The organism is Leptospira ainlahdjerensis (assembly GCF_016919175.1).
Taxonomy (GTDB): Bacteria; Spirochaetota; Leptospiria; order Leptospirales; family Leptospiraceae; genus Leptospira; species Leptospira ainlahdjerensis.
In genome coordinates, this window is record NZ_JAFFPU010000058.1 from 15001 (window position 1) to 22500 (window position 7500).

Annotated in this window: 8 protein-coding genes (1 of these 8 only partly in view); 2 read left to right on the top strand and 6 right to left on the bottom strand. The window is 43.5% G+C overall.

What is annotated here, in order from left to right:
- The 6 genes in view from JWG45_RS15185 to JWG45_RS15210 are tightly spaced (at most 35 nt apart) and all read right to left on the bottom strand, a layout consistent with a single transcriptional unit that may run on beyond the window.
- Positions 1–180, bottom strand: the 5' portion of a protein-coding gene (locus JWG45_RS15185) for a 50S ribosomal protein L23 (protein ID WP_069608383.1). Its footprint begins 135 nt before the window's first position; the window shows 180 of its 315 coding nt (coding positions 1–180); its start codon is at positions 178–180; its stop codon lies off the left edge, out of view.
- Entirely contained in the window at positions 177–812 is a 636-nt protein-coding gene (rplD, locus tag JWG45_RS15190; protein ID WP_100784888.1) for a 50S ribosomal protein L4, read from the bottom strand. Before rplD ends, JWG45_RS15185 begins: the two co-directional genes overlap by 4 nt.
- A 14-nt stretch (positions 813–826) precedes the next feature.
- Entirely contained in the window at positions 827–1447 is a 621-nt protein-coding gene (gene rplC / locus JWG45_RS15195) for a 50S ribosomal protein L3 (RefSeq protein ID WP_205280505.1), read from the bottom strand.
- Positions 1448–1459: 12 nt separating this feature from the next.
- Positions 1460–1768: a 30S ribosomal protein S10 gene (gene rpsJ / locus JWG45_RS15200; protein ID WP_000918607.1), complete on the bottom strand. Its 309-nt coding sequence runs from the start codon at positions 1766–1768 to the stop codon at positions 1460–1462.
- 12 nt (positions 1769–1780) lie between these two features.
- Positions 1781–2986, bottom strand: coding sequence for an elongation factor Tu (gene tuf, locus JWG45_RS15205; protein ID WP_205280506.1), 1206 nt, complete (start codon positions 2984–2986; stop codon positions 1781–1783).
- A 35-nt stretch (positions 2987–3021) separates the two neighbouring features.
- Positions 3022–4902, bottom strand: a complete 1881-nt coding sequence (locus JWG45_RS15210; protein ID WP_205280507.1) for an elongation factor G-like protein — start codon at positions 4900–4902, stop codon at positions 3022–3024.
- Positions 4903–5150: 248 nt separating this feature from the next.
- On the opposite strand from JWG45_RS15210, the gene JWG45_RS15215 reads away from it, so the two are divergent.
- Positions 5151–5915, top strand: a complete 765-nt coding sequence (locus tag JWG45_RS15215; RefSeq protein WP_205280508.1) for a helix-turn-helix transcriptional regulator — start codon at positions 5151–5153, stop codon at positions 5913–5915.
- A gap of 159 nt (positions 5916–6074) precedes the next feature.
- Positions 6075–7109, top strand: a complete 1035-nt coding sequence (locus JWG45_RS15220) for an MBL fold metallo-hydrolase (RefSeq protein ID WP_205280509.1) — start codon at positions 6075–6077, stop codon at positions 7107–7109.
- Positions 7110–7500 lie beyond the last annotated feature (391 nt).

Below are 7500 nucleotides of genomic sequence, written 5' to 3' on the forward strand. Positions count from 1 at the left end.
AGGAGTTACTTTAAAAATCTTTTTGAATGCTTCTTTGATCAGAGTTTTGTTAGCATCGATATGAACTTTCACGGTGTATTTCACCATTCTCGTTCCTTTTTTGCTATTGGCTCCGATCGTTTCCAGATCTTGAGATTTTTCAGTGACTACAGGTGTAAGAATTACGTCTTGGAGATTCATTTCTGTGCTCCGTACTGAGTCAGCATCTCTTTCAGAGCCGCTTCTGTGATCACCAAATTGCGATTATACAGAATGTCTCTGCAGGAGATTCTTTTTGAATTGATATATTTAACGGTTGGGATGTTACGAACCGACTTCTTAACGAAATCGCTCTCACCTTGAACCAGTAATCCAACAACACCGGTGTTTCTGAGATTCATATTTTTGAATAAAGAATCAAAGGACTTCGTGCTGTATTCTTTTGGATCGAGATCTTCGATCACTTTCACTGCGGAAGCTTGCGCTTTTTTATTCAGAATCGAAAGCACAGCTCTGTGTTTGAGTTTGGAAGAAACTTTATAAGAATAGTCTCTTTTTTGAGGACCGTGAACCGTTCCCCCGCCGACCCAATGAGGAGCTCGAGTCGAACCTTGTCTCGCACGACCTGTTCCTTTTTGAGCCCAAGGCTTTTTTCCACCACCGCGGACTTCCGATCTGGTTTTTGTTGCGTGGTTTCCAGAACGCATATTTGCATTCTCAGCCTTAATCGCTTCGTAGATCGAAGCGACGCTAAGCTTGCTTTCAAAGAGTGCGGAAGGAAGTTCGATTTCTGAAATCAACTTTCCTTCTTTAGAATACTTCTGTGCTTTCATATCTAACCCGGATTTTAAATCTTCTCGATCGTAATTACTGTGTTTGCAGTGCCGGGTACCGCCCCGCTCACGAACACAAGATTCTTTTCTTCATTGATCCGGACTACTTTCAAATTCCGGACTGTAGTTTGGAGGGAACCAGTTCTTCCGGGAAGCTTAACGCCTTTGAAAACCCGAGAAGGAGTAGAGTTCGCACCCATAGATCCAGGATGTCTGTGAAAACGAGATCCGTGTCCACCCGGTCCACCGGCGTGTCCATGGCGTTTTACAACCCCTTGAAATCCTCTTCCTTTGCTGACCCCGGTAACTTTTACCACGTCAGAAACAGCAAAAACATCCTGAATTTTCAGAACAGAACCTGCTGCAGGAGAATCTCCGAAACTACGAAATTCTCTCAAAACTCTCTTTGGTCCAAGTCCCGCTTTTGCAAGGTGACTTTTCTCTGCTTTGGAGAGGTGAAATTCTTTTGTATCTTGAAACGCCAACTGGATCGCTTCGTATCCGTCATTTTCAACAGACTTGACTTGAGAAACGGCGCAAGGGCCGACTTCCAAAACAGTTACAGGAATCATATTCCCCTGCTCGTCAAAGATCTGAGACATTCCAACTTTTTTGCCGATTAATCCCTTTGCCATCGTTCCTTACCTTCAGGATTTGATATCTACAGATACCCCTGCAGGAAGCTGAAGTTTCATCAGCGCTTCTACAGTGTCTTCATTGGTATCCAGGATATCGATGAGCCGTTTGTGTGTTTTTAATTCAAACTGCTCTCTGGATTTTTTATTCACGTGCGGAGAACGAAGAACTGTATAGATCTCTTTCTTAGTAGGAAGAGGAATCGGGCCGGAGACAGTCGCTCCGGTCCTTTTCGCAGTTGCTACGATCTCATAGGTCGATTGGTCAATCAACCTATGGTCGAACGCTTTTAGTTTAACTCTTATTTTTTGTCCGGCCATTTTAAAGAGCTCTTACTCAATGATGTCCGCGACAACGCCGGACCCAATGGTTCTTCCACCTTCGCGAATTGCGAACTTGAGACCTTTGTCCATTGCGATCGGGTTGATCAATTCAACAGTCAGAGATACGTTGTCACCAGGCATAACCATTTCGATTCCGTTCGGAAGGTTACAAACTCCGGTAACGTCAGTAGTTCTGAAGTAGAACTGAGGACGATAGTTATTGATGAACGGAGTGTGACGTCCACCTTCATCCTTTGTTAAAACGTAAATCTCAGCGGAAAACTTTTTGTGAGGAGTGATGGATCCCGGCTTTGCGAGAACTTGTCCTCTTTCGATGTCTTCTTTTTTAGTTCCACGAAGAAGTGCACCGATGTTGTCACCAGCTTGAGCTTGATCGAGAAGCTTTCTGAACATTTCGATACCTGTAACAACGGTTTTCGTTGTTGCACGGATTCCGATGATTTCAACTTCATCGTTCACTTTCAGAATACCTTGTTCTACTCTTCCAGTGGCAACGGTTCCACGACCAGTGATCGAGAAAACGTCTTCCACAGGCATAAGGAAAGGTTTGTCTGTAATTCTTTCAGGATTTGGAACGAAAGTATCCAGAGCTTCCATCAGTTTTAGAATTGCAGGAGCGCCGATTTCAGACTCATCGCCTTCGAGAGCTTTTACCGCAGAACCGTAAACGATAGGAGTTGTATCGCCTGGGAAATTGTATTTGTTGAGAAGGTCGCGAACGTCCATTTCAACCATTTCGATCATTTCAGCTCTTTCATCAGGAGCAAGCATGTCCGCTTTGTTGATGAATACGATCACGTAAGGAACACCAACCTGACGAGCGAGGAGAATGTGTTCTTTTGTTTGTGGCATTGGTCCGTCAGTTGCAGATACAACGAGGATCGCAGCGTCCATCTGAGCCGCGCCGGTGATCATGTTTTTAACATAGTCGGCGTGACCAGGACAATCTACGTGAGCGTAGTGACGGTTAGCAGTTTCATATTCCTGGTGAGAAGTAGCAATGGTAATCCCACGAGCTTTTTCTTCTGGAGCATTATCAATTTGGTCATAAGCAACAGCTTTGTTCTTACCACCGATCGCTTTTGCAAGTGTAGTAGTAATAGCTGCCGTCAGGGTTGTTTTACCATGATCCACGTGACCAATTGTACCAACGTTTAAGTGAGGTTTCGACCTATCAAATTTTTCTTTAGCCATAGCGACTGTTTAATCTCCTTACTTTTTAACGAACCCTAACGGGAATCGACTAATGTAATTACGTAATAGTGTTCAGAGTCAAAAAGGGAGTCCAGAGACAGAACACCCCTTCCCTGTGTCATATTTCTAAGCACGCCTGCAAAGCCAAGCAAGTTTTCCGTAGAAGCATTTGCGTGAACAAGCGACTTGCCATCTCCGAGCGAAACAACATTCTGAATCTTAGCTTCTCTCTTAGAGAGAACTCCTAAGACATCGCCCAAGGATGAATCTGGTATCAAAATCTCTAATAGAGACAATGGGCCAATGAGTTCCGTGTAACGGCGAATTATGTCTTTTAAGCCTTTGATGACGGCTACTTTTACAAGTGAAGAAGTTTCGATCGAAGAATCCGGAGGATCGTATCGATGAACAATCAAGTCCAAGCCGAGAACTTCTTCTCCCTTGGATCCCTTTGCCACTACTTCATAAAAAGCTGATGTAATGGCTTCTTCTAGTGTTTCAGTAATCTTAGTTTCAAACCGCACTTCCCTGGAAAAGCTGTTAGAGCTTGCCAGAGAGGCGTGCACCTGTCCGCTTGAGATTTTTTGATCAAACGCGGTATGCTGAAATTCACTCTGTAGGACCATTTTTTTCCAAAGCTCAAACCTTGCAACTTTTATCCCGCTGACGTTCACTTTATGAGGGAAGAATTCTTTCAATCGAGAAAGAGAAACTTCCAAGTGCAATTCTCCGAGTCCGGAAAGTTGAATCTGCCCCGTATCGGAGAGGACTTTTGTCTCCAAGCCTTCGTCCAGCCACGTAAGCTGATTGAGTGCGATCCAAAGCCCTTCTCTTTCTTCGGAAGTCTCGGGTTCCAGAAGAATCTGGAACTGTTTTCGAACGGGAGCGAGTTCCGACTTGTACTCTTTTTGCGGAGAAGAATACAGAACGTCTCCCGGTTTGAGAGAATCAAGCCCCGGAACTACGACAATCTCTCGGATCCGAGTTTTTCCGATTTCTTCAAAGTCTCGCGTGGAGATAAGATGAATGGAATCCATTTGGCCATTTCCGGAAATCGACCAGAACTTCTGATTTTGCGGGAACTCCTGCGAAGGAAGAATGTAGACGATCTTCCCTAAGTCCGGGTGGAGTTCCCTCTTGAATGCGATTCCCAATTCTTCAGCGGGCCGCGGAGAAACAGAAAACGTTTGCGAGAGAAGTTCTAAAGAAAGTAGAAGGTCCTTTACACCTTCTCCCTGAAGCGCAGAGCCGCCGAGGACCGGGACAAACTCCCCTTTCCAAAAACCTCTGGAAAAACCCTCGCGGGCGAGGACGGAAAGAGAATCCGGATTCTTAAGATACTTTTCCGAAAGTTCGGAATCCCATTCCAAAAGCGGAAGGAGGCTCTGGTCGGAACTCCCCTCTTGAAAAAGGGAGAACTCTGAATCTTCTTTCCAAAGAAGAATCGGTTCTTTTTCCAGGACGGCCTCGAGATCCACGAGAGAATCCGTGATATCGATTCCCTTTCGATCCAATTTATTGAGAAAGAATAGAATCGGGATTTTTCTTTTGCGGAGCCATTCTACGTTTTGAAGCGTCTGCGATTTGAGTCCTTCGAACGCGTCGATGAGAACAACGCCGAGATCCGCGACCACAAGAGAAGCGCTCGTCTGACTCTGGAAGTCCAAGTGTCCCGGATTATCTAAAAATTGGAATAGTACTTTTTGCTCTTTTTCGTTCGGCCAGAAGACCCTTGCGAGCGTGGATTGAATGGAAATCCCGCGAGCGATTTCTTCCGCGAGATAGTCCGATTCGGTGGTTCCTTCTTCAATCGTTCCCGGCCTTCGGATCTTTCCAGTTTCAAAAAGAATCCTTTCGAGAAGAGTGGTTTTTCCGGCGTCGATATGGGCAAAGATTCCTACGTTTAAGATTTTCATTGTTTCGACCTTATGCCTTTTCTCAGAACTTACAAAATTAAGAATGTCTTGGAGGATCGATTCTTTTTTAGAATCCGAAAAACAAATTCAAAACGGATTATCGATCGTCGATTTTTGGAAGTCGAAAGCAAAAGACAATATCTTACGAAGATGTAAAAATTCTTCTCAACCAAGAAACCGATTGCGAAGAATTTCAAAAAATCGATCGTACCTAAAACCGAAAGAAAAGAAAGTTATCGGCCAATCGAATGCAAAAATTATGGATTTGGAAAGAGATGGCGATTTATATCGGACCTTCTTTTTCGACAAAACGTCACAGTCATTTTTTTATCCAACTCTGTTTAGGAAACAAAGAGGAATTTCGTTTAAAGGGAAGCGATGGAAATTGGTATTCCTACAAGGCCGCGCTGATTCCTTCCGGAGTAAGTCACGAAACCGAAATGAATGATCGTGATTTTGTTTTGATTCTTCTGGATCCAATCACGATGGGAACCGGTCTTTTTGCGGATCGAAATCTGACTCCCGGAAAACCTGCGATCGAAGTCGGAGACGTCTTTGATTGGGAAAAAATCCGATTCTTCTTTGAAGCCTCGGACGTTCCTCCCGAAAATCTAAAGGCCGAAATCGCAAAAAGGATTTTTGAAAATGGAACCGGTAAATCGATAACGCCCAAAGATATAAGAATCATTCGAAGCATGAAGAGCCTCTCCGATTCCGAGGACACGCTGACGCTTCAGGAAGTGGCGAAGGAAGCCGGACTTTCTCCGAGTCGCTTTCGTCATCTTTTTAGAAAGGAAACGGGGATCACGTTTTCAGGTTATCGACTTTGGATCAAAACGAGAAGAGCGATTCTTTCTCTAGGAAATCATCCGGAGTTGATTCACGCGGCGTATCAAGGAGGTTTCGCGGATCAGGCTCATTTTAGCAGAATCTTTCGAAGATCGTTCGGAATGAGTCCTTCGGAATTCGTAAAAGGAAAAGCTTTGCAGACATTTCGAATTTTTCCTACGTGACCCCTTCGTTCAAGACGGTTCCATTTTTATCGCGTATCTTAGAATCATGTTCTATGATTCTTCTTTTTTCTACGCCCCTTCCTCGTATTTTTACTTTTGCGTTCCGGAACCTCAAGACAATCCCCGCTCTTCGATTTTTAAAAAGGACTTCGTATGAGAATGGGCTTAAAGATCTTTCGAAACGTTTTTATCATCCTCCTCATTTCGATCCTTTCCATTTTTGGAATGTATCTTTGGAACCACGATCGGAAAAGAAAAGAGATTGAGGCGTTTTGGAAAGAAAGGCGCGCCTCCAAAATTCGCGATTTTGGGAGTGTAAAAACGCTTTCGATTCTTCCCCTTGTAAACTGGCACAAAAACAAAGACGGGTTTCGCACCGAGATGGGAGTTTCTTATCTGATCGTTACCGACGGCAAAAAAATTCTTTTCGACGTTGCACATAACGCGAAAGGGGAATCACCTTCTCCATTAATTCACAATATGAAAGAATTGGGAATCTCCATCAAAGAGATCGATACAATTTTTCTTTCCCATCTTCATTTCGATCACGTCGGAGGCAAAAAATGGGAAAAGAATAAAACCTTCTCCCTTGACAAAGAACAGATCGATCTTTCCGGAAAGGAAGTTTTTGCGCCGGTTGAAATCCGATATCCGAAGATAAAACCGAGAACGATTTCGGAAACCACGGTCTTGTTTCCGGGAATTGCGAGCCTCGGTCCGATTCCGAGACAGCTTTTTATGGGAAGAATCGACGAACAGGCTTTGGCGATTCACGTTCAGGGGAAAGGAATCGTTTTGATTTCGGGATGCGGACATCAAACTCTTCCAAAACTGATCGAGGAACTTGAGACGGTTTTTGAAGAAAAAATTTACGGGATCGTAGGAGATCTGCACTATCCGGTCCCAGAAGGACGACTTCAGTTTTTGGGTTTGAATCTGCAGAAAATTTTCGCTTCCGGGAGCGATCCTTTTCATACGATCGAAGAAAAAGATGTCGAAGAGGATATAAGATTATTAAAAAATAAGAATATTGCTTTGATCGGAGTCGGAGGGCACGATAGCAGCGACGATGTGATTTTTAAATTCGAAAACGAATTTAAAAAGGCTTACAGAAAGGTTCGTGTAGGAGATTGGATTCATGTCGCCACAAAACCCGACTTTGAAAGATTAAATTCTCCGGGGAAGGAAAAATAGACTTTTGATTTAAGTACGATTCTTAAATTTGAAGCCGACGACATTGATGGAAGGAAAGACGAGCATTCTTAAAAAAAAATTTACACTCCGATTCCGATAAGAATGTGGTGATTTTAGAACTTCTCACAAAACCGGAGAGCGCCAAGAAGCGGAACATTGAGTTTCTCAGAATGTTGGAACTTCAATAAGGACATTTCAACAATCGATCCTTTTGAAAGTCAATACAACGTTTCAGAGATTTACTCCGTTGGACTCCGTCATTTTTTGCAGGCTTTGTGGTGAATTTCGAGGTTTCGTAAGAAGTTCGAAGAAAATAACAAAGGAACATTCAAAATATTGAACTTTATAAAATATAAATTTCGTTCGGTAAAATTTTCAAAAAGCCGTCACC